Source organism: Pseudomonas sp. Tri1 (assembly GCF_017968885.1).
Taxonomy (GTDB): domain Bacteria; phylum Pseudomonadota; class Gammaproteobacteria; order Pseudomonadales; family Pseudomonadaceae; genus Aquipseudomonas.
Genome location: NZ_CP072913.1, coordinates 3923997 through 3945420, shown reverse-complemented (window position 1 = coordinate 3945420; position 21424 = coordinate 3923997). Strand labels below are relative to the sequence as shown.

Sequence of the window (21424 nt, the reverse complement as noted above, 5' to 3'; positions counted from 1 at the left end):
GTTCATGCTCAAGCGACAGCGACGACGTCGAGAATCCGCTGCACAACCCGGTCCTGGTCGATACCGGCGGCTTCGGCTTCGAACGACAGGATGATGCGATGGCGCAGTACGTCGAACAGCACGGCCTGGATGTCTTCCGGGCTGACGAAGTCGCGTCCGGCCAACCAGGCGTGGGCCCGGGCGCAGCGGTCCAGGGCGATGGAGCCCCGTGGGCTGGCGCCATAGGCGATCCACTCGGCCATCTCCGGGTCGAACTTGGCCGGTGTGCGGGTGGCCATGACCAGTTGCACCAGGTATTCCTCCACCGCATCGGCCATGTACAAGCCGAGGATTTCCTTGCGCGCGGAAAAAATCGCCTGCTGACTGACGCGGCGCTCGGGCTTGGTTTCGCCGTTCAGCGCTTCACCCCGGGCCTGTTGCAGGATGCGGCGCTCCACTGCGGCGTCCGGGAAGCCGATCTTGACGTGCATCAGGAAGCGGTCGAGCTGGGCTTCGGGCAGCGGGTAGGTGCCTTCCTGCTCGATAGGGTTCTGCGTGGCCATTACCAGGAACAGCGGTGACAGTTCATAGGTACTGCGCCCGACACTGACCTGTCGCTCGGCCATGGCTTCGAGCAAGGCCGACTGGACCTTGGCCGGGGCACGGTTGATTTCGTCCGCCAGCACCAGGTTGTGGAAGATCGGCCCTTGCTGGAACACGAAACTGCCGGTTTCCGGGCGATAGATTTCCGTGCCGGTGATGTCGGCGGGCAACAGGTCGGGGGTGAACTGGATACGATGGAATTGCGCTTCGATGCCCTCGGCCAACTCTTTGATGGCCTTGGTCTTGGCCAGCCCCGGCGCGCCTTCCACCAACATGTGGCCATCGGCGAGCAGGGCGATGAGCAGGCGCTCGATGAGTTTTTCCTGGCCGAGAATCTGCGTTGAAAGAAAGGTTCGCAGCGCCAGCAGCGCTTCACGATGTTCCATCGGTGACTGTTCCTGGAAAGGGTGGCCCAGGCGTTCGGATAACGCCGGGGCTGGGGGCGTTACTTTAATGCATGGCGGGGGGTGGCGACTAACGGGATTTTGTTTGGTGTGCGGATTTGTGATCGGTTTGGATTCATTGTGGGAGCGGGCTTGCTCGCGAAAGCGGTGTTCCAGTCGATGAAAAGGTTGCCTGACACTACGCCTTCGCGGGCAAGCCCGCTCCCATAGAGTGATTGGCGGCGGGCGCAGGATCAAGGATTGTCACAGATCCATTGTGGGAGCGAGCCTGCTCGCGAAGAGGCCGGCACATCCAGCCGCATCGTCTCAGACAGACCGCTATCGCGAGCGAACTCGGCTCCCACAGGAATTGGCGGCGAATGACTCAACCCTTCCACGCCCCCGGATTCACCAGATTCACCGGCCGTTCCCCCGCCAACGCCATCAACAGATTGTCCACCGCACAGCGGGCCATCGCTTCCCGTGTCTCGTGGGTGGCCGAGCCCATGTGCGGCGTTGCCACCACGTTATCCATTTGCAACAACGGCGAGTCCGCGCTCACGGGTTCGCGTTCGAACACATCCAGTCCCGCGCCACGGATCTGTCCGTTGCGCAGGGCGTCGATCAGCGCGCCTTCATCCACCACCTTGCCCCGGGAGATATTGATGAAGATGCTCTCAGGGCGCATCCGTGCAAACGCTTGTGCCCCGATCAGCCCTTGGGTCTCGGCGGTCAAGGGCAAGGTCAGGCAAATGAAGTCCGCCTGCTGCAACAGCGTTTCGAGGCTGCAGTAGTGCGCGCCGAAGCGTTGCTCGACCGCGGGCTTGGGCGAATGGCTGTGGTAGAGCACCGGCATGCCGAAGCCGAAGTGTCCGCGCTGGGCCAGGGCTTCGCCGATGCGGCCCATGCCGATGATGCCCAGGGTCTTGCCGTGGACGTCGCTGCCAAAATGCTTGGGGCCGATGCTCTGTTGCCATTGGCCCGAGCGGACCAGATTGGCCAGTTCCACCACGCGTCGAGCTGTCGCCAGGATCAGGGCGAAGCCGGTGTCTGCGGTGGTCTCGGTCAGCACGTCGGGGGTGTTGCTGAGCAGGATCCGGCGTTCGGTCAGGTAATCGATGTCGTAGTTGTCGACCCCCACCGAGACGCTGGCGATGGCTTGCAGATTCGGCGCCAAGTCCAGGAGCGGCGCATCCAGCTTGAGGCTGGCACCCAGCAGGCCATGGGCGCCTGGCAAAGCGTCGCGCAGTCGGGCCAGGCCCTGTGCATCGAGGCGTTCGATGAGGGTGACTTGGGCCTGCGCTTGCAGGCGGTCCATCAATTGCACTGACAGCGCTTTGTACAACACCACGTGCTTTTTCATGGATAGGTCTCGATTCAGGAATGGGCGGGCGCCGGTTGCGGCTTCGCGGTTTTGGATACGCTCCGGTCACTGGCGCCGGGCTTGAGGGCAAGGGTCAGTACCACCGACAGCAGCAACGCGCCGCTCATCAGCAAAAACGACATGCCCGGGGAGCCGGTGGAGCCGTTGAGGTAACCCACCAGGTATGAGCCGCCGAACGAACCCAGCGCGCCCATGCTGTTGATCAGCGCCATGGCGCCGCCGGCGACGTTGGCCGGAAGGATTTCTGGAACGATGGCAAAAAACGGTCCGTACGGGGCGTACATGCAGGCGCCGGCGACCACCAGCAAGCTGTAGGACCACCAGAAATGCTCGGCCCCAAGAAGGTAGGAGGCGTAGAACGCGACGGAGGCGATCAGCAACGGCGGCCAGACAAAACGCTTGCGTTTTTGCGCCTTGTCCGACGCCCAGGACACCACCAGCATGCCGACCACCGCCGCCAGGTAAGGCAACGACGACAGCCACCCGGCCTCGACCATGCTCATTTGCAGGCCAGCCTTGAGGATGGACGGCAACCACAGCACGAACCCGTAGACCCCGATGCTCCAGCAGAAAAACTGCAGCGCCAGGATGATCACCTTGGGCGAGCGGAAGGCCTCGGCATAGTTCTTCACCGCCTTGATACCAACCTGTTCGGCCGCCAGTGCGCTTTCCAGGTCGTGTTTTTCCTGATCGCTGAGCCACTTGGCCTGGGCCGGACGATCATCGGCCAGGCGCCACCAGATAAAGGCCCAGAGCACCGCCGGCAGGCCTTCGATGATGAACATCCAGCGCCAGTCGAATTGTTGCACCAGGTAACCCGACACCACCGACATCCACAGCATGGTCACCGGGTTGCCGAGGATCAGGAAGGTATTGGCGCGCGAGCGTTCGGCCCGGGTGAACCAGTGGCACAGATACACCAGCATGGCCGGCATCACGGCGGCTTCGACCACGCCGAGCATGAAGCGGATCACGATCAGCCAGTACGCATTGGAGACCACGCCTGTCAGCGTCGCCAGCGAGCCCCAAAGGATCAGGCTGACGAAGATCAGCTTCTTCACACTGTGTTTTTGCGCGTAGATCGCCCCCGGCACCTGGAAGAAAAAGTAACCGAGGAAAAACAGCGCACCGAGCAATGACGAGAGCCCCGGCGTGATCATCAGGTCCTTGGCCATGCCCGAGGCAGCGGCAAATCCATAGTTGGCCCGGTCCAGGTAGGCCAGGCTGTAGGTGATGAACACGATGGGCATGATGTACCACCAGCGACGGGTGGCGAGGTTGAGCGTTTGCATGTCTGTGACTCCTGAGCTTGTTGTTTTTGTTGCAGCAGGTGTGTTTTTTGGTGGCCTCTATCGCGAGCAGGCTCGCTCCCACTGGGTCAGCGCAAACCCCTGTGGGAGTGAGCCTGCTCACGATTCGCGGTTTCAAATTCAGCCACCAACTCAACGCGAGTCGGCAACCCTTCCATGTCTCCACGGCTCTGCACCGCGCGGCTGCCAATCCAGTTGGCGCGCCGCACGGCTGCGGTGATGGCGTGGCCTTCGAGCAACGCACTGATCAGGCCGACGGCGAAGCCATCACCGGCGCCCACGGTGTCCACCACGTGGGTCACCGGCACGCCGGCGACAACGCCCTGGTCCTGCGGCGTCCGGTAATAGGCGCCGTCCGCGCCGAGCTTGATCACGACGATTTCGGCGCCTTGGTCCAGGTAGAATGCGGCGATGTCGGCCGGGTCGTCGAAACCGCTCAACAAGCGACCTTCACTGAGCCCCGGCAAGACCCAGTGGGCGAGGGCGGCGAGGCGATTGATTTCGCGAATCATCATCGACTCACTGGTCCACAGGCTCGGCCGCAGGTTGGGGTCGAACGACAGGCTGCGGCCGGTTTCGCGCATGCGGGTCATCAACTCGAAGGACATCTCACGGGCGCTGACCGACAGCGCCGGCACAATGCCGGTGGCGTGCAAGTGGCGGGCGCCGAGCAGCGGTGGCGTGATGGAGTCGAGGGACAGGTGACTGGCCGCCGAGCTGCGCCGGAAGTACTCGACTTGCGGATCGTTGCCATCGTCGGACCGGGACTTGAACTGAAATCCGGTGGGACGTGCCGGATCGATCGCCACGTGGCGACAATCCAGGCCTTCGTTCTCCAGCGTCTGCACGATGAAGCGCCCCAGGGAGTCGGCGCCGACCCGGCTCAGCCACGCCACGTTGAAGCCCAGCCGCGACAGACCAATGGCCACATTGCTGTCGGCCCCGGCGATGCGTTTGTGAAATTGGTTGACGCTGGCCAGGTCACCCTTCTGGTCGGCCACCAGCATCGCCATGGTTTCGCCGAACGACAACACATCGAATTCAGACATGGGCAGGCTCCCGACGTGATTGCCCGAGGCCGGACAAGGTGGCGACATGTTCAGTGGTCAATTGCAGCAGGTCGCCGCCTTGTAGTGGGTACTCGGCGGCGCGCATCACGCCGGCCGGCATCTGCTTGAGCAGTTGCTCCCACAGATGCAGGTCCGCCATGGTCGGAGGCACGGCAAGCAGTTTGCCGTCGGCGCGTCGGGCCACTGCCTTGCAATGCACATACGCCACATGCCGACCGAGCTGCCGGGCCGCCACGACAGCCGATTGGTCCTGCCATTGCCAGTTGCCAATGTCGAAGGTCATGCCGATGGGCAACCCTTGCTGCTCGGCTACGGCGAAGAAGCGGCGCAACGGTTCGATCCGTCCGCCTTGCAAGGTTTGGTCGTTTTCCACCAGCAACTGCACCGGGCTGGCGGCGAGCATATCTGCCAGGGCCGACAGATCATGGGAATCGGTGAAATGACCAAGGGAGACTTTCAGCCATGTCGAGCCGAAGGCCTCGGCACGCTGCAAGGCCAGCGCCAGGGCCGGATTGGGCCTGGGCTGGCCGGCCAGCCACAGTTCGAGTGGTGACGAAAAAATACTCTGCAGGCCTTGGGCCTGGGCGCCTGCGGCCAATTCAGCCGGCTGTTCGGTGGTCAGCAATTCTTCACGCCATTCGATCCGTGAAGCACCGGCCGCAGCCAGCAGATCGGTGAAACTGCCCTGGCCTCTTTGTCGCACCAGGTCGGCGCCGTAGCTGGAGAGGCTGATGGAAACGGGTGGTTTATTCATTGTTGTTGCACCTCTGAAACCGGTTTCAGTTTTGTTCAAAAAAATTTATTGGGTGTGCTTCAGGGCCTCATCGCGAGCAAGCTCGCTCCTACAGGGATCTTCAGTGCGACGCAGATCCCAGTGTGCGAGCGGGCTAGCTCGCGAAGGGGCCGGCCCGATTACCGAAAATCTCCCCGCGTCGACCCACGCTCAATCAACCGCGCCGCAAAATCCTGGGTTCGCGCCGGCCCGTTATCGCCGCGCAGGCGCTTGAGCAAACACTCGAACGCACTGGCGCCGATCTCGGCCGTCGGTTGGGCCAGGGCGGTGATGCCGCTGCCCACCAGCGGGTACCAATCCAGATCGTCGAGGGCGATCAGGCCGACGTCGTCGAACAAGTGACAACCCAGTTCGCGCAACACGCGTGTGGCGGCCAGGGCGGCAATGCCGTTGGCGCAGAACAGCGCCTTGGGGCCATGGCCGGGTTGGGCAAGGAAGGTCTTGATGTCCGCGGCCAACTGATCGCCGATTTCCACCACGACACCGGTCAGGGCAGGGCGCCGCTCGATGCCCGCCTTGAAACTGTCGACCCGCTCGATCCGCGAGCTGGTGCCGTCGAATGGCTCAGTCACCAGGAGCAGGTCGCGGTAGCCTCGTTGTTCAAGGTGCTCCAGCGCCATCTCGACGGCTGCGGGGTTGTCCAGTCCGACCAGGTCGCTTTCGAGCTGGTCGACCTTGCGATCCACCAGCACTAGAGGCATTTCACTGCGCAGCTCGAGCAGTTCGTCCCGATGGTGGCCGAGGGTATTCACGATCAGCCCTTCGATGTTGTAGGCGCGCAACAACGCCAGGTGCTGGCGTTCCTGCTCGTCATCGCGGTCGGTGTTGCACACCACCAGGCTGTAGCCATGACGCCGGCAGGCGGTTTCCACGCCATGCATCACGGCAATTGAATAAGGGTTGCGGATATCGGCCACCAGCATGCCGATCAGGCGTGTGCGGCCGCGCTTGAGACCACGGGCCATCTGATTCGGGCGGTAGCCCAGCTCGCTGATCGCCTGCTCGATGCGCCGGGCGATGGCCTCGGAGAGCAGGGCGCGGTCCTCGCCAATGAAACGCGAGACGCTGGCCTTGGAAACCCCTGCGCGTTCGGCGACATCAAGCATGGTCACGCGGCTGCGCTGGGCGGCGGAGAAAGAGTTCACGGATAGAAACCTGCTTATTGGATTTATTAGCGGTTCTGAAACCGGTTTCAGGAAACATCAGAATCCGGTCCTTCGTCAAGGGCGTCGCGACGCGAGAGCGACCGACGGTGGTTCACCCCCGGTTGACGTTCCGCCGCTTGGACAAATGCGGCGACCCGAGTGGCGTCTGTGGCGAGAGAGAGTGGTCGTGTCCGGATTTCACAGTTGGCTGATGTAGGTGCCCGTCCCCTTGAGAATGTTCTGCAACGTCAGCTCCACTTCCGCCAGGTCCGCCGCGTCGGTGTCATGGGTGATGTCCAGCACCTCGTCGCCATTGAGCGCATCGGCGTCGGCTGCGGCAATTTCAATCAGCAAGCGAGTAGGGCTAAGCGTGACCTTGACCCCATCGAGCGTCGAAGGCTCGCCATCGAGGGCGATTTCCAGTTCGTCTTCGTCGGGGTAGCGGGTCATCAGGAACATTTCGCCCTGGGTGCTGTGGCAGCAGAGCATGGCCATGTTGTCTTCTTCGTCGTCGCACGGGTTGGCGATCAGTTGGGCGGTGGTCATTTGCATGGTGATGGCTCCTGGCTCGATGAGCCGAAAAAAGTGGATTTTGCCAGCCTGGAAGACTTTGCGCTGGATTACCGCAATCCGGCTGCGATTTCGCGCTGCCAAGGTGTCGTTTGGCCCCTGGGCTGCTAGGGTTGTTCGAGGAACGCGGACCGGTTTAGCTTGCCGATGACCGAATATGTCGCAGCGCTGCAAGCAGGCACATTGTCGCACTCGTTAAGCTGCGCAACGGATGTGCACCTGCAAAGGCCACCCCGAAGTGCTTTTTGCAGGTGTCCATGACATGAAATTACATGGAAAAGGATGTGACCTGCGGGTCGCGTCCAGCTTCACCCACCTGTCATCCTGTTTCCTCTGCCCGAGAATCAGGAACGGGATGGCCGACAGCCCCGCAAGGGGTTGCACGCGACGCTTTCATCAATAACAAGCCCAAGCGGAGTACCACAGATGGCGTTCTTCACCGCAGCCAGCAAAGCCGACTTCCAGCATCAACTGCAAGCGGCACTGGCGCAGCACATCAGTGAACAGGCACTGCCACAAGTGGCGCTGTTCGCTGAACAATTCTTCGGCATCATTTCCCTCGATGAACTCACCCAGCGCCGGTTGTCCGACCTCGCCGGCTGCACCCTGTCTGCCTGGCGCCTGCTTGAGCGCTTCGATCACGCGCAACCGCAGGTGCGTGTCTACAACCCCGATTATGAACGCCACGGCTGGCAGTCGACCCACACGGCAGTGGAAGTGTTGCACCACGACCTGCCGTTCCTGGTGGATTCGGTCCGCACCGAACTGAACCGTCGCGGCTACAGCATCCATACCCTGCAAACCACCGTGCTGAGCGTGCGTCGCGGCAGCAAGGGCGAGTTGCTTGAAGTCCTGCCAAAGGGCACCCAGGGCGACGACATCCTGCAAGAGTCGTTGATGTACCTGGAAATCGACCGCTGCGCCAACGCCGCCGAACTCAACGTCCTGAGCAAGGAACTTGAGCAAGTGCTGGGCGAAGTGCGGGTGGCGGTGGCTGATTTCGAGCCGATGAAAGCCAAGGTCCAGGAAATCCTGGCCGGCCTGGACGAAAGTGCCTACGCCATCGATGCCGACGAAAAAAGCGAGATCAAGAGCTTCCTGGAATGGCTGGTGGGTAATCACTTCACCTTCCTGGGCTACGAAGAGTTCGTGGTACGTGATGAAGCCGATGGCGGCCACATCGAGTACAACCCCGATTCGTTCCTCGGCTTGACCAAACTGCTGCGCGCCGGCCTCACCGCCGATGACCTGCGCATCGAAGACTACGCCGTCAATTACCTGCGCGAACCGACCCTGCTGTCGTTCGCCAAGGCCGCGCACCCGAGCCGCGTGCATCGTCCGGCCTACCCGGACTACGTGTCGATCCGTGTGATCGACGCCAACGGCAAGGTCGTCAAGGAATGCCGCTTCATGGGCCTGTACACCTCCTCGGTGTATGGCGAGAGCGTGCGGGTCATCCCTTACATCCGTCGCAAGGTCGAGGAAATCGAACGTCGCTCCGGCTTCCAGGCCAAGGCGCACCTGGGCAAGGAACTGGCCCAGGTGGTCGAAGTGCTGCCCCGTGACGACCTGTTCCAGACCCCGGTGGACGAGCTGTTCAGCACCGTCATGTCCATCGTGCAGATCCAGGAACGCAACAAGATTCGTGTGTTCCTGCGCAAAGACCCGTATGGCCGTTTCTGCTACTGCCTGGCCTACGTGCCGCGGGACATCTATTCCACCGAAGTGCGCCAGAAGATCCAGCAAGTGCTGATGGATCGCCTGAAGGCTTCGGACTGCGAGTTCTGGACCTTCTTCTCCGAATCCGTACTGGCCCGCGTGCAGTTGATCCTGCGGGTGGACCCGAAGAACCGTCTCGACATCGATCCGGTCCTGCTGGAAAAAGAAGTGGTCCAGGCTTGCCGCAGCTGGAAGGACGACTACGCCAACCTGGTGATCGAAAGCTTCGGCGAAGCCCAGGGCACCAACGTGTTGTCGGACTTCCCGAAAGGCTTCCCGGCCGGCTACCGCGAGCGTTTTGCCGCGCACTCGGCCGTGGTCGACATGCAGCACCTGCTGAGCCTGAGCGAAAAAAATCCGCTGGTGATGAGCTTCTACCAGCCGCTGGGCCAGGTATCCGGCCAGCGCGAGCTGCACTGCAAGCTGTATCACGCCGACACGCCGCTGGCGCTGTCCGATGTGCTGCCGATCCTGGAAAACCTCGGCCTGCGTGTACTGGGCGAGTTCCCGTACCGCCTGCGCCACACCAATGGCCGCGAGTTCTGGATTCATGATTTCGCGTTCACCGCCGCCGAAGGCCTGGACCTGGACATCCAGCAGCTCAACGACACCTTGCAGGACGCCTTCGTCCACATCGTGCGTGGCGATGCCGAGAACGATGCGTTCAACCGTTTGGTGCTGACCGCTGGCCTGCCATGGCGCGACGTCGCGCTGCTGCGTGCCTACGCCCGTTACCTGAAACAGATCCGCCTGGGCTTCGACCTGGGTTATATCGCCAGCACCCTGAACAACCACACCGACATCGCTCGCGAGTTGACCCGGTTGTTCAAGACCCGTTTCTACCTGGCGCGCAAACTCAGCGGCGACGACCTGGAAGACAAGCAACTGCGCCTGGAACAGGCGATCCTCACGGCGCTGGACGACGTCCAGGTGCTCAACGAAGACCGCATCCTGCGTCGCTACCTGGACCTGATCAAGGCCACCCTGCGGACCAACTTCTACCAGACCGATGCCCACGGCCAGAACAAGTCCTACTTCAGCTTCAAGTTCAACCCGCACCTGATCCCGGAACTGCCCAAGCCGGTGCCCAAGTTCGAGATCTTCGTCTATTCGCCACGGGTCGAAGGCGTGCACCTGCGCTTCGGCAACGTCGCTCGCGGCGGCCTGCGCTGGTCCGACCGTGAAGAAGACTACCGTACTGAAGTGCTCGGCCTGGTGAAGGCGCAGCAAGTGAAGAACTCGGTGATCGTGCCGGTGGGCGCCAAGGGCGGTTTCCTGCCCCGTCGCCTGCCGTTGGGCGGCAGCCGGGACGAGATCGCGGCCGAGGGCATCGCCTGCTACCGCATCTTCATTTCGGGCCTGTTGGACATCACCGACAACCTCAAGGACGGCGCGCTGGTACCGCCGGCCAACGTCGTGCGTCATGACGACGATGACCCGTACCTGGTCGTGGCGGCGGACAAGGGCACCGCAACCTTCTCCGACATCGCCAACGGCATCGCCATCGACTACGGCTTCTGGCTGGGCGATGCGTTCGCCTCCGGCGGCTCGGCCGGCTACGATCACAAGAAAATGGGTATCACCGCCAAGGGCGCGTGGGTGGGCGTTCAGCGTCACTTCCGCGAGCGCGGCATCAATGTCCAGGAAGACAGCATCAGCGTGGTGGGCGTCGGCGACATGGCCGGTGACGTGTTCGGCAACGGCTTGTTGATGTCCGACAAACTGCAACTGGTCGCGGCCTTCAACCACTTGCACATCTTCATCGACCCGAACCCGGAGCCTGCCAGCAGCTTTGCCGAGCGCAAGCGTCTGTTCGACCTGCCGCGTTCGGCCTGGACCGACTACGACACCAGCATCATGTCCGAAGGCGGCGGTATCTTCTCGCGCAGCGCCAAGAGCATTGCCATCTCGCCGCAGATGAAAGAGCGCTTCGACATCAAGGCTGACAAACTGACCCCGACCGAGCTGCTCAACGCCTTGCTCAAGGCGCCGGTGGACCTGTTGTGGAACGGCGGTATCGGCACCTACGTCAAGGCCAGCACCGAAAGCCACGCCGATGTCGGCGACAAGGCCAACGATGCGCTGCGGGTGAACGGCAACGAACTGCGCTGCAAGGTGGTGGGCGAGGGCGGCAACCTGGGCATGACCCAACTGGGTCGTGTCGAGTTCGGCCTCAATGGCGGCGGTTCCAACACCGACTTCATCGACAACGCCGGTGGTGTGGACTGCTCCGACCACGAAGTGAACATCAAGATCCTGCTCAACGAAGTGGTGCAGGCCGGCGACATGACCGAGAAGCAACGCAACCAGTTGCTTGGCAGCATGACCGACGAAGTCGGTGGCCTGGTGTTGGGCAACAACTACAAGCAGACCCAGGCCCTGTCCCTGGCGGCCCGTCGCGCTTTTGTGCGGATCGCCGAATACAAGCGCCTGATGAACGACCTGGAAGCCCGGGGCAAGCTGGACCGTGCCATCGAGTTCCTGCCGACCGAAGAACAGCTGACCGAGCGTGTCGCGGCAGGCCACGGCCTGACCCGTGCCGAACTGTCGGTGCTGATCTCCTATAGCAAGATCGACCTCAAGGAAGCGCTGCTCAACTCCCAGGTACCGGACGACGATTACCTGACCCGTGACATGGAGACCGCGTTCCCGCCGACGCTGGTGAGCAAGTTCTCCGAGGCCATGCGTCGCCACCGTCTGAAACGCGAGATCGTCAGCACCCAGATCGCCAACGACCTGGTCAACCACATGGGCATCACCTTCGTTCAACGGCTCAAGGAGTCTACCGGCATGAGCCCGGCGAACGTGGCGGGTGCTTATGTGATCGTGCGGGACATCTTCCATCTCCCGCACTGGTTCCGCCAGATCGAAGCCCTGGACCACCAGGTTTCCGCTGATGTGCAACTGGAGCTGATGGATGAGCTGATGCGCCTGGGTCGCCGTGCGACTCGCTGGTTCCTGCGCAGCCGCCGCAACGAGCAGAACGCTGCCCGTGACGTCGCTCACTTCGGTCCGCACCTGGCGGCGTTGGGCCTCAAGCTCGACGAATTGCTGGAAGGTCCGACCCGCGAAGGCTGGCAGACCCGCTACCAGGCCTATGTCGCCGCCGGCGTGCCAGAGCTGCTGGCGCGTATGGTTGCAGGCACCACGCACCTGTACACCTTGCTGCCGATCATCGAGGCGTCCGACGTCACCGGGCAGAACGCCGCCGATGTGGCCAAGGCTTACTTCGCCGTGGGCAGCGCCCTGGACATTACCTGGTACCTGCAACAGATCAGTGCCCTGCCAGTGGAAAACAACTGGCAGGCCCTGGCCCGCGAAGCGTTCCGCGATGATGTCGACTGGCAGCAACGGGCGATCACCATCTCGGTCCTGCAGCAGGGCGACGGTAGCCAGGAGGTGGAAACCCGCTTGGCGCTGTGGCTGGAGCAGCATCACAGCATGGTCGAGCGCTGGCGCGCGATGCTGGTGGACATCCGTGCCGCCAGCGGCACCGACTACGCCATGTACGCGGTCGCCAACCGCGAATTGCTGGACCTGGCGATGAGTGGTCAACCGGTCGTTGCGGCCAACTGATCCTGCGTTGAATGAAAAAGCCCCGCATCGAGAGATGCGGGGCTTTTTTTTGGGAGTTTTGTACAAGATCCCCTGTGGGAGCGAGCTTGCTCGCGATAGCGGTGGGTCAGCGACATTGAACTTGACTGATACACCGCCATCGCGAGCAAGCTCGCTCCCACAGGTCCGCCATTGCCATGGTCAGTTTTTCAATGGAATCAACACCGCCTCGTCCTCACCCATCACCATGAACACCAGCAACTTCGCCGGTTCGGTCGCGCTGGCATTCTTCGAAACCAGATGCTCGGACCCCGCGGCTTCGTACCAGAATTCCCCGGCCTTGTAGGTAATCGCGGGCTCGCCCTTGACCTGGGAGGTGATGGCGCCTTCGAGCACATAGGCCATGGCCGTGCCCTCATGTTTGTGGGCGATGGACGACTGGCCCGGGGCATAGTCGACGGTCAGCATCATGGCTTTTTTACCCGGCAGGTTCTTCAGCATTTGCTCCTGCAACACCGTGACCTTTTCCGAAGGTGCCGCTTCGTGGGCGTAGGTCTGGGTCATGGGCAGCAGGCAGAAGGCGGCGATCAGATAGAGGGCTTTCATGGCAAGGTGACCTTCGTGAGTTTGGGGTGAGTCCGCATGGTCGCGGCGATGGATTCACCCTAAGCCCGACGGTGGGGCAAACAAACGTCCAATCTTTCGGAAGGTGGGTAGACCAATTGCAGGGCCGATGACGCAACTGGCTGGTTTGTGATGTTGTGGCGAGGGAGCTTGCTCCCGCTGGGTGGCGAAGCCGCCCCAAGACATAGGCGGTGCGCCCCATCAGCCTCATCGTGTTGACCGTCTTGCATCTGCTGCGCAGCCGAGCGGGAGCAAGCTCCCTCGCCACAGAATGAAGTGCTTGGCTCAGTGGCCCAGACAGGAATAGACCGCGGGCTCAGACGATCGGGAAACTATTGAAATCCACGCTGCGAGCCAGGCGGTTATCGATCAGGCCGATAAAACCCTGCACTTCGGGGCAATTGAAATGGGCTTGCATCGCCGCTTCCGATTGCCAGCGGGCGCTGACGTTCCAGCGGTCGCCATCCTCCGGGCAACGGTCGACCATGTACGCATCGCACCCCGGCTGCGCACGCAGGGTTTCGACGATTTGCTGCAACTGCCGGCCGAGTTCTTCCGAGCGACCGGCGGCGGCTTGCACCTGTACGGTATTGATCACTTGGCGAGACATTGTTCAGGCTCCTGAATCAAGTCGGACGAGGTTTCTCGATAATCCATGACACCCGTGCAGGATAGGCCTGTCGGGACGAGGCTCAAACAGCCAATGGGCGGATAAATGCCCAGTCCAATCCCTCAGGCCATTTGTTGCAGGATGTCCCGCAAGCGATCGAGGGCGATGTCGATATCGAGGGTTTCGATGGCGCCAAAACCGAAGAACAGACCCGGTCGCACCGGGGCCTCGTTGAAAAAACCAGCGAGGCTGTAGAGCCCGACTTCGGCCTTTTTCGCCAGGTCGATCACCAGGGCCAGATCGATCGGCACCTTGCACAGGACCGCCATGTGGAAGCCTGCGGTGGTGGGCACGGCCTCGAACCAGGGCGACAAGTCCCCGGCCATGCGTGCCAGGAGCCGCTCACGCCGGCCAGCATAGAGCGTGTGGCAGCGACGGATGTGCTTGAGCAGGCAGCCCTCGGCGATGAACTTGGCCAATGCCCATTGGGGCAGGGTGGAGGTGTGCTGGTCGGTCAGGCGCTTGGCCAGGATCACCGCCTCGAGAATCGCTGGCGGCAAGATAGCGTAGCCGAGGCGCAGCTCTGGCAGCAGGGTCTTGGAAAAGGTCCCGACGTACGCGACGATCCCGCGCTCGTCCATGCTCTGCAGTGAATCGGCGGGGCGGCCTTCGTAGCGGAATTCGCTGTCGTAGTCGTCTTCGATGATGATCGCCCCCAGCTCATAGGCCCGCGCCAGCAAGGCCTCGCGGCGGGCTTGGCTCATGGGCATGCCCAGGGGGAACTGGTGGGAGGGCGTCACATAAATCAGCCGCGTGCCGTCGGGGATCAGCTCCACGCGCATGCCCTGATCGTCCACCGGCACCCCAGCCACCGTGGCGCCGTGGGAGCCAAACAACAGTCGCGCCGGCGGATACCCCGGATCTTCCATGGCCACCAGGCTGCCTGGCCGGGTCAACACCCGCGAGATCAGGTCCAGGGCCTGTTGTGCGCCGTTGCACACCACCACATCGTCATCCTGACAATTGACTCCGCGGGAAAACGCGATGTGTCGGGCAATGGCATTGCGCAGCGCCGGCAAGCCTTCGGGCTGGCTATAGAAGCCTTTGGCGCTGGCGATCTGGCGCAGGGCGTGGGCGGTGCAGCGGCGCCAGTCGTCGAGGGGGAACTGGCCCTTGCCGGTGGCGCCACCGATGAAGTCGTAACGCAATGCCCCTTCGAGGGTGGGATGGCGCATCAGGTGCGGCATGCTGCGCCAGGCCTCGACGACGTCGGCACCGGCCAGCTCGCGATGGCTTTGTTTGCGCACGATCCTGGCCGGTCGTGCATTGACGTAAGTGCCTTTGCCAATGATCCCGGTGAGGAAGTTTTCGTAGGTCAGTTGGGCGTAGGTGTCGGAAACGGTCTTGCGCGAAACACCCAGTTGTTCGGCGAGCAGGCGGCTGGGCGGCAGTTGCGTGCCGGCGGCCAGGCGACCACTTTCAATAGCGCTGCGTAATTGTTGATACAACTGACCCGCCAGGTCCTTGCGGCCGTTGATGACAACATGAAGTTCCATACCCGCAAGCTCCTGGGCGATTGTTTGGCGGCAGCGTCAAAGGCGCAAGATTACTCGCATTGTGCGACTGCATAGAAGTTGCGTGGGGAAAATCCCGTCCATTGGTATGGGATGGGGTGGCTCTGATTTTTTCGATGAATTGGACCTGCCGCTCACTGACCCCGAGGTCTACCGTAAAGGTCTCGATCGCTACGGAGCCCGCCATGAGCCCGCGTCTGGATTACTACAGTGCGTCCCCCGGGGCGATGAAAGCCATGATCGGCCTGGAAGCCTTGACCAGCCGCCTGAGTATCGAACCGGCGCTGTTGCACCTGATCAAGATCCGTGCCTCGCAACTCAACGGCTGCGCTTTTTGCACCGACATGCATTCGGTCGATGCGCGTCGCCTGGGCGAGACCGAGCGGCGTCTTTACGCCGTGGCGGTATGGCGCGACAGTGGCTTTTTTACCCCCCGAGAACGCGCCGCCCTGGCCTGGACCGAGGCGGTGACGCTGTTGGCTGAAAGCCAGGTGCCGGATGAGGTGTATGCCCAGGCCCGTGCCGAGTTCAGCGAAGAGGAACTGGTGGACCTGACCCTGGCGATCAGCACCATCAACAGCTGGAACCGACTGGCGGTGAGTTTTCGTCAGAGTCCCAGCGCTTGATTGCCAATCCTGAAGGAGACTGTGGCGAGCTGCTTTTGTGTCGTCGTTACTTGGGCAGCGGCGAGGTCCCCGAGGTAGCCGGCGGCCTTTGCGGCTTGACCGAGGTGCCGAAGGTATTGCCCATGCGCACGCCGGTGGCCGCCGGGGTCGCCAGGCCGATGCTGCTCGGTGCGCGTTCGTTGACCGGCACGTTCATGGCGTCCTGGGCGTGTTGCGCCGCAGTCGCGGCCTGTGGGTCGTTGCCCATCTGCCGGCTCAGGCAGTTGTAGTCCGGGGTCTTGTAGCCGCCGACAGTCACCTCGATGCACGCCGGCGCCTCTTCGGCCTGGGCCCAGGGCAGGGCCATGAGCAGTCCGAGGCCTGCGATCATCTTCATCCACTGTTTCATCACCGACCTCCTGGCCCGCCACAGAGGACGGTTCGTTGTCAGGGCATCAGTCTAGTGCGGCCCGCAGGATTTGTATCAGTTGTCATACGACATTCATAAACTCCCCTCAGGATGACGGTTTTCAACGGATACGTCAGTCGTGCAGCAGGGCAGAGCCGGGGGCGGGCGCAGACGTGGATTGACCTGGGCGCCCTTGGGATGGCTGGTAGTGTGGTCGTGTCTGCTGACCGGGCCGGCCCAGGCGGCCGACCTGGTGGACCTGGACATCGCGCCCCAGGAATTGACCACGGCATTGGAGTTGTTCAGCCGTGCGACGGGCATGGCGGTACTGGTCGACCACCAGTTATCGAGCCGGCGCCACACGCTGGGAGTCCAGGGGCGGTTCACACCCTCCCAAGGGTTGAATGTGTTGCTCAGCGGCACCGGGCTTGCTGCGCAGTACGCCCGGGCGGATGCGTTCACGTTGCAGCCGGTGCGGGTCCGTGAGGTACCGCTGCCTCCCGGCGTCACCCCGGGCTTGAGTGACAGTAATTACGCAGCGACGATCCAGGCGGTCATCCAGCGCAACTTATGTCGTTCACCGCTGACCCGCCCAGGCAGTTTTCGGGCGGTGCTGCAAGTGTGGATCGGCCGCGACGGCGTGGTTCAGCATAGCCGCCTGGTCAGTTCCACCGGCGATCTGATGCGTGACAGGACCTTGGTCAACAGTTTGCAAAACCTCAGGATCGACCGCCCGGCGCCCAGTTCGCTACGCCAGCCGGTGACCCTGCTTTTGTTACCCGATTCATCAGGAAAAAGCATGGAATGCACAGCAGGGGAAGGGGTGTCCGGGCGATGAAAGACACAGGTCGCAGCCCGATGGTCAAGTTGTTCCTCACCTCCTACGAGGATTTCAAGGTGCGGCTGCGCCGACGCCTGGGCTCCGAGGAACTGGCCAACGACGTGCTGCATGAAACCTACCTGCGGGTCGATCGCATGGTCGACACGCCGGACATTGCCCAGCCCAACGCCTATTTGTATCGCATGGCCCTGAACATTGCCGCCGATCGTCGGCAAGCCGATGCGCGTCTGCTCACTGGCGACGAAATCGAGGAGTTGCTGCAGGTCTGCGATGAGGCCCTGGATCCGGCCCGGGTGGTGGGCGGGCAGAAGGAGCTGCAGGTCCTGCTCAAGGCTTTGTATGAACTGCCGGCACGGCGCCGCAAGATTTTTATCGCGGCGCGCCTGGAGGAAGCGCCACACCTGGAAATCTCCCAGCGCTTTGGTATTTCCACGCGCATGGTAGAGAAGGAAATCAAGGCCGCACTGGGACATTGCGCCCAGCGCCTGGAAAGAAAAGTCATTCAGCGGTTCGGTCCCGGCGCGGGAAAACCGTCTTGAGAGTAGAGACCAGACTAATTCGTGAGTATGTGTGCGCTTGAACATCTTCAGCATCGCTTCCCCTGACGCCACGCCCCAGGCCCGACTGGACAGCGAGGCCCGAGATTGGCTGATCCTGCTGACCTCGGGACGCGCCACCGTGGCCGATGCCCGGGCCTTGCGCCAATGGTGTGAGCAAAGCCCCGACCATGCGCGAGCCTTCGAACAGGCCAAGGCGCTGTGGCAGGGGCTGCAACCGGCGGCCCAGGCGTTGCAGGCACCGCGACAGTTCGGCCGCCGGGCGTTGCTGGGCGGTGCGATTGCGGCGTCAGCCGGTTTCCTGTTGATAAGGGCCACGGTGCCTGGCGGCGTTTCCGGGCTGGGCGCCGATTACATCACTGACGTGGGCGAACAGCGTCGGGTGGAACTGGCCGATGGCATCAGCCTGGAGCTCAACACTCAGACTCGCCTCAGCCGCCGTCCGCTGGCCGACGGTGGGCAAGGGTTGGAATTGTTCAGTGGTGAGATCGAAGTGCAGGGGCGCAGTGCGCAGGCGGTCAGCATTCAGGCTGGCGCCGGCTGGATCAGCGCGGCACGGGCGCGGTTCAATATCCGCTACATCGACCAGAACGTCTGCGCGACCTGCCTGGAAGGCGTCGTGCAAGTGCAAGTGCAAGGTCAGAGTTTTCGCCTGGAACCGGGCATGCAACTGACCTACGACACTGGCCGGGTCGGCACCCCACAGCATGCCGATGTGTCGGCAGCCATTGCCTGGCGCGATCAAGTGCTGGTGTTCAACAACGCGACCCTGGCCAGCGTCATCGATGAAATCAACCGCTACCGCCCCGGCATGTTGTTGCTGCTCAATCGCGAACTGGGTTTGCGCAAGGTCCAGGCACGTTTCCGCCTCGATCAACTGGCGGGCGTGGCGCTGCTGATCCGCGATGCCTACGGCGCCAAATGCACCGAGTTGCCGGGTGGAGTGGTGGTGTTGAGCTGAGTCCGGTGGCGCCTGGGCGGGCCTCATCGCGAGCAGGCTCGCTCCCACATGGGCCTTGGGTGTTCACAAGGTCCGGTGTTACCACACAGCCCCCACATGGGGCTGTGTTGTTTGGCTTACTCCAGTGGCCCCAGCACTTGCCGATACTTCTCGACGCCTTGGGGTGTCTGCCGACTCAGGCTGATTTCGATGCCCAGCGGGTTTTCCTGGCGGTTGCCGCTGAGTTTGCGCCAGCCTTTTTCCTGGTCCCAGAAGCGCAGCCCTGCATCGCTGACTTCACTGAGCACGGCCACTCCAGCGCCAGGCGCTGGCAATGGGTAGCGGCTGCGGGCCGGGCCTTGGGCGCGATAAAGTGTGTCGCCCTTGAGCCACCAGCGAACTCGTTGCAATTCGCCTTCCTGGGCGGCGGCCACGCGGATCACGTCCAGGCGGAAGCCTTGGCCTTCGGTACTGCGCACGGTGAGGGCGGGCGGGGCGTTCGAAGGGGTGTCGTCGACCCCGGGTTTTACCGGTTCGCTCAACTCGATGCTGGCGCGCAGGGCGACGTCGCGCTCCAGCTGGTTGAATACCCGCAGCAAGGCCTCGGTCTGTTCGGTGCTGGCCTGCAGATGCGCATCGGCCCGGCTCACGCTGTCGAGCCCGCGCCAGGCGATCAGGCTGACCACTGCCATCAGCAGGATCGCGACCATGACTTCAAGCAAGGTGAAGCCCGTCTGCTGGCGGTTCATTGGATCTGCATCCGGCCGGTGGCGTTGCGTTGCACGTTGAGGCTGTTCTGGCCATCCGAAAGGCGGATTCGCAGGGGCTCGCCGATCCATTCGGCATTCAGCACGACCCGCTGCCTGGGCTCCACACGAACCTCCATCGACGGGCTTTGCCAGCGACGCGAATGCAGCTGCGGGTCGTCCTTGAACCGATCCAGCCCAGCCCCATGATCATTGCGACGAGTGAAGGCAAACCCCTTGGCATCCCAGCGCCAGGTAATCGGCCGGCCGTCGCTGCGGGCTTCGCTCTGGGCCAGTTGCAACAGTTGCGTCAGTCGCTCGGCATCCTGGCGCAGCAATTTCAACGGGTCGGGCTTGATACTCAGGCTCACGGCGGCGCTGGCGATGCCGATGATCACCAGTACCACCATCAATTCGATCAGGGTGAAACCGCGTTGCTTGGCGACGTTCATGCGCGCTCCTTTGCGTCGGATCCATCCTGCACGGTGAAGATGATAAGCATGTGAAATAAAACGGAGAGAATTGACGCGTAAGCTGGGGGCTGGAATCAAAAAAAGGAGATCTTGGCCATGGCGTTCATCGAGCGTGTGTCCCCGGCGCACATCGTGCAGGTACTCGGCGTGTTGGCGGCGTTGGCCGGGGTGGCGACCTGGTCTTCATTGCTGCTGACATCAGCCGAATCCCGCACGCCGGATGTCGCCCCGCAACGCATGGCCGAGCGTTCCGATAACCCGGCGCTGCAATGGTTTTCCAACCAGCCGGCACCGGTGCAGATCAAGGTCAGTGGAGTCATGGCAGGCCCCCGTGGTGCCGTGGCAATTCTCAGCCTCAACGACGGGCCGCCGCGCAGTTTCCTGGTGGGTGAGCGGGTGACTCAAGGGGTGCGGCTGGTGTCGATCGAGGCGCAGGCGGTGGTGATCGAGCGCGGGACCGAACAGACCCGACTGGCGCTCGCGCGGTTGCCGGATTCGGTGGTGCTGCCCTCACTGACCCGCTAAATCCCCTTGCCACAGGGGACCGTGTTTGCTGTTATTTCCCCCGGCTGACCAACGTCTCCAATCGCGCCAGCGGCGGCGCGTCGTGGCTGCGATCCGACACGGTCAGTTCAACCCGCAACATCCGGCCATTTTCCGCCGGGCGCAGGTTCTGTTCGCAACGCAGCAGCAACCGCCCCTGATCGCATTCGAAGACGGTCGAGCCTTGGGCAAAGCGTCCTTCCAGACGCAACTGCGCCAGTTGGCTGCGGGCCGCCAACAGGGCGATGGATTTGTCCCGCAACAGGCCGTTGCTCTGGGTCATCACGGCAGCCACGCGCACCGCTGCCGACATGGCCACGGCGATGATCGCCAGGGCCACCAGCACTTCAATCAGGGTGAAGCCGGCTTGTGGAGCAGGGCGTGGCATGGCGCGGGCTCGAGGGGCGAAGGCAGCCCTCAAGGCTAGTCCAGGTTCATGACCGATTGACGACGTAAGCTCCTGAGCAATTTCAATATCACTGACATATTTTCTTGCAACACTGCGCCTCGAATCGAATCCAGCGAAGGACCGTCGAGATGCAGATCGCCCGTTACAACGCCCGTCCCCAAGGCCCACGCGGGCAGCGGGGTTTCACCCTGATCGAAATCATGGTTGTGGTGGTCATCCTCGGTATTCTGGCGGCGATGGTGGTGCCCAAGGTGCTCGACCGTCCCGACCAGGCGCGGGCCACGGCGGCGAAGCAGGACATTGGCGGCTTGATGCAGGCTTTGAAGCTCTATCGCCTGGACCACGGCAGTTACCCGAGCATGAACCAGGGCCTCAAGGTGCTGGTGGAGAAACCTGCCGACGCGAAAAACAGCACCTGGCGCTCTTACCTGGAACGCCTGCCCAACGATCCATGGGGCCGTCCCTACAACTACCTCAACCCGGGTGCCAATGGCGAAGTCGATATCTTTTCCCTCGGTGCCGACGGCCAGCCTGACGGCGACGGCGTGAATGCCGACATTGGCTCCTGGCAGCTATAAGGGC

The 21424-nt window shown here is 62.5% G+C and carries 21 protein-coding genes; 7 read left to right on the top strand and 14 right to left on the bottom strand.

Annotated features, from left to right (window positions below):
- Positions 1-8: 8 nt before the first annotated feature.
- From J9870_RS16765 to J9870_RS16735, 7 genes are all read right to left on the bottom strand, one after another.
- Positions 9-968, bottom strand: coding sequence for a MoxR family ATPase (locus tag J9870_RS16765; RefSeq protein ID WP_025213310.1), 960 nt, complete (start codon positions 966-968; stop codon positions 9-11).
- A gap of 382 nt (positions 969-1350) precedes the next feature.
- Positions 1351-2328, bottom strand: a complete 978-nt coding sequence (locus J9870_RS16760; protein ID WP_210639116.1) for a D-glycerate dehydrogenase — start codon at positions 2326-2328, stop codon at positions 1351-1353.
- A gap of 14 nt (positions 2329-2342) precedes the next feature.
- Positions 2343-3641: an MFS transporter gene (locus tag J9870_RS16755; protein WP_210639115.1), complete on the bottom strand. Its 1299-nt coding sequence runs from the start codon at positions 3639-3641 to the stop codon at positions 2343-2345.
- Positions 3642-3727: 86 nt separating this feature from the next.
- A complete protein-coding gene (locus J9870_RS16750) occupies positions 3728-4708 on the bottom strand; it encodes a sugar kinase (protein WP_210639114.1) in 981 nt (326 codons plus the stop codon).
- Positions 4701-5483: an AP endonuclease gene (locus tag J9870_RS16745; RefSeq protein ID WP_210639113.1), complete on the bottom strand. Its 783-nt coding sequence runs from the start codon at positions 5481-5483 to the stop codon at positions 4701-4703. Before J9870_RS16745 ends, J9870_RS16750 begins: the two co-directional genes overlap by 8 nt.
- 158 nt (positions 5484-5641) lie before the next feature.
- Entirely contained in the window at positions 5642-6667 is a 1026-nt protein-coding gene (locus J9870_RS16740) for a LacI family DNA-binding transcriptional regulator (RefSeq protein WP_281728915.1), read from the bottom strand.
- Between the two features lie 198 nt (positions 6668-6865).
- Positions 6866-7219 carry a hypothetical protein gene (locus J9870_RS16735; RefSeq protein WP_210639112.1) on the bottom strand — a complete coding sequence of 118 codons (354 nt, stop codon included), beginning with the start codon at positions 7217-7219 and terminating at the stop codon, positions 6866-6868.
- Positions 7220-7663: 444 nt separating this feature from the next.
- Here J9870_RS16735 and J9870_RS16730 point away from each other — a divergent pair, with 444 nt between their 5' ends.
- Positions 7664-12532 carry an NAD-glutamate dehydrogenase gene (locus tag J9870_RS16730; protein WP_210639111.1) on the top strand — a complete coding sequence of 1623 codons (4869 nt, stop codon included), beginning with the start codon at positions 7664-7666 and terminating at the stop codon, positions 12530-12532.
- A gap of 180 nt (positions 12533-12712) precedes the next feature.
- Here the strand turns inward: J9870_RS16730 and J9870_RS16725 are convergent, their stop codons facing one another.
- The 3 genes from J9870_RS16725 to J9870_RS16715 all read right to left on the bottom strand — a co-directional run bounded on the left by J9870_RS16725 (position 12713) and on the right by J9870_RS16715 (position 15301).
- Complete coding sequence (locus tag J9870_RS16725; RefSeq protein WP_210639110.1) at positions 12713-13117, bottom strand: cupin domain-containing protein; 405 nt, start codon at positions 13115-13117, stop codon at positions 12713-12715.
- Positions 13118-13451: 334 nt separating this feature from the next.
- Positions 13452-13745, bottom strand: a complete 294-nt coding sequence (locus J9870_RS16720; protein ID WP_210639109.1) for an antibiotic biosynthesis monooxygenase family protein — start codon at positions 13743-13745, stop codon at positions 13452-13454.
- A 122-nt stretch (positions 13746-13867) separates the two neighbouring features.
- On the bottom strand, positions 13868-15301 hold the full coding sequence (locus J9870_RS16715) for a PLP-dependent aminotransferase family protein (protein WP_210639108.1): 1434 nt from the start codon (positions 15299-15301) through the stop codon (positions 13868-13870).
- A 203-nt stretch (positions 15302-15504) separates the two neighbouring features.
- Here J9870_RS16715 and J9870_RS16710 point away from each other — a divergent pair, with 203 nt between their 5' ends.
- Positions 15505-15945: a carboxymuconolactone decarboxylase family protein gene (locus J9870_RS16710; RefSeq protein ID WP_210639107.1), complete on the top strand. Its 441-nt coding sequence runs from the start codon at positions 15505-15507 to the stop codon at positions 15943-15945.
- Positions 15946-15991: 46 nt separating this feature from the next.
- On the opposite strand, the gene J9870_RS16705 is transcribed toward J9870_RS16710, so the two are convergent.
- Positions 15992-16333, bottom strand: coding sequence for a hypothetical protein (locus J9870_RS16705; protein WP_210639106.1), 342 nt, complete (start codon positions 16331-16333; stop codon positions 15992-15994).
- 202 nt (positions 16334-16535) lie between these two features.
- Here J9870_RS16705 and J9870_RS16700 point away from each other — a divergent pair, with 202 nt between their 5' ends.
- From J9870_RS16700 to J9870_RS16690, 3 genes are read left to right on the top strand one after another with little or no spacing between them, the layout of a single operon-like run.
- The gene (locus J9870_RS16700) at positions 16536-17171 is read left to right on the top strand and encodes a secretin and TonB N-terminal domain-containing protein (RefSeq protein WP_246883152.1); all 636 of its coding nucleotides are present in this window, start codon (positions 16536-16538) and stop codon (positions 17169-17171) included.
- Positions 17168-17713: a sigma-70 family RNA polymerase sigma factor gene (locus J9870_RS16695; protein ID WP_210639105.1), complete on the top strand. Its 546-nt coding sequence runs from the start codon at positions 17168-17170 to the stop codon at positions 17711-17713. The genes J9870_RS16700 and J9870_RS16695 overlap by 4 nt, the downstream gene beginning before the upstream one ends.
- A 37-nt stretch (positions 17714-17750) precedes the next feature.
- On the top strand, positions 17751-18692 hold the full coding sequence (locus J9870_RS16690; RefSeq protein WP_210645303.1) for a FecR domain-containing protein: 942 nt from the start codon (positions 17751-17753) through the stop codon (positions 18690-18692).
- Between the two features lie 116 nt (positions 18693-18808).
- On the opposite strand, the gene J9870_RS16685 is transcribed toward J9870_RS16690, so the two are convergent.
- Both J9870_RS16685 and gspH read right to left on the bottom strand, forming a co-directional pair.
- Complete coding sequence (locus J9870_RS16685) at positions 18809-19420, bottom strand: type II secretion system protein GspJ (protein ID WP_210639104.1); 612 nt, start codon at positions 19418-19420, stop codon at positions 18809-18811.
- A complete protein-coding gene (gene gspH, locus J9870_RS16680; protein WP_210639103.1) occupies positions 19417-19869 on the bottom strand; it encodes a type II secretion system minor pseudopilin GspH in 453 nt (150 codons plus the stop codon). Before gspH ends, J9870_RS16685 begins: the two co-directional genes overlap by 4 nt.
- Positions 19870-19986: 117 nt before the next feature.
- Here gspH and J9870_RS16675 point away from each other — a divergent pair, with 117 nt between their 5' ends.
- A complete protein-coding gene (locus tag J9870_RS16675; protein WP_210639102.1) occupies positions 19987-20415 on the top strand; it encodes a type II secretion system protein N in 429 nt (142 codons plus the stop codon).
- 31 nt (positions 20416-20446) lie between these two features.
- Here the strand turns inward: J9870_RS16675 and gspI are convergent, their stop codons facing one another.
- Entirely contained in the window at positions 20447-20821 is a 375-nt protein-coding gene (gene gspI, locus J9870_RS16670) for a type II secretion system minor pseudopilin GspI (protein ID WP_210639101.1), read from the bottom strand.
- 149 nt (positions 20822-20970) lie between these two features.
- Between gspI and gspG the strand changes: the two genes are divergently transcribed.
- Entirely contained in the window at positions 20971-21420 is a 450-nt protein-coding gene (gene gspG / locus J9870_RS16665) for a type II secretion system major pseudopilin GspG (RefSeq protein ID WP_018614378.1), read from the top strand.
- Positions 21421-21424 lie beyond the last annotated feature (4 nt).